The 558-nt window shown below is 39.6% G+C and carries 2 protein-coding genes; both read right to left on the bottom strand.

What is annotated here, in order from left to right:
* Positions 1-20 precede the first annotated feature (20 nt).
* Positions 21-230 carry a hypothetical protein gene (locus CLFS41_RS26710; RefSeq protein ID WP_007859642.1) on the bottom strand — a complete coding sequence of 70 codons (210 nt, stop codon included), beginning with the start codon at positions 228-230 and terminating at the stop codon, positions 21-23.
* 124 nt (positions 231-354) lie between these two features.
* Positions 355-558: hypothetical protein (locus CLFS41_RS30580; RefSeq protein WP_207642655.1), on the bottom strand; the 204-nt coding region annotated here is incomplete at its 5' end.

Below are 558 nucleotides of genomic sequence, written 5' to 3'. Positions count from 1 at the left end.
AAATGCTAATACTACTGATATCAGTTTTGTTGTGTAACCTTATCCTTTTTTGCGTATTCTATACAAAATTTCAACAGCGCTTCTTGCTCATCTTTTCTTAATATTTCTTCCAATTCAAGTGCATTATCAGAAATAAAAAATAATAACCGTCTTGCCTTGAAAGCTTCCGAATAACTACATTTATGCGCTTTTTGTATGTCTGAAATCTTGTATATATTAGTATCCTTCATACTAAGTTCCTCCAAATGTTAATTCTCCGTCCAGTCCAACCGCTGACCACAATTGCTGCACCAATCGCCCCACGGCTTCTCCATCCAGCGCACAGTTGATCCGCACACAGGACAATCCGCCCTGTTAGTCCCTGTATATGTAGTAGGCCTGATTGGGATCTGCTTTTTCAGGGCGTTGATACAATTGTGACTGTGTGCTACTGCCAGAAGCGTTTTCTCCGAAAAATCCTGTGGAAAGATCATTCCTTTTTCCCTCTTCAAACTCTCCTCTATTGTTAGTTCTGTTTTCATTTTGTCCTTCCTTCGGTATTCCCTGAAATAGCGATTT

It is taken from the genome of Clostridium sp. FS41 (assembly GCF_000954015.1).
GTDB lineage: Bacteria > Bacillota > Clostridia > Lachnospirales > Lachnospiraceae > Enterocloster > Enterocloster citroniae.
The sequence above is the reverse complement of the archived record's forward strand: the minus strand, read 5'-3'. Positions and strand labels throughout refer to the sequence as shown.

Bases quoted from the DNA above. Each gene is read 5' to 3' on its own strand.
- CLFS41_RS26710 (WP_007859642.1), bottom strand. From the start codon at position 230: ATGAAGGATACTAATATATACAAGATTTCAGACATACAAAAAGCGCAT.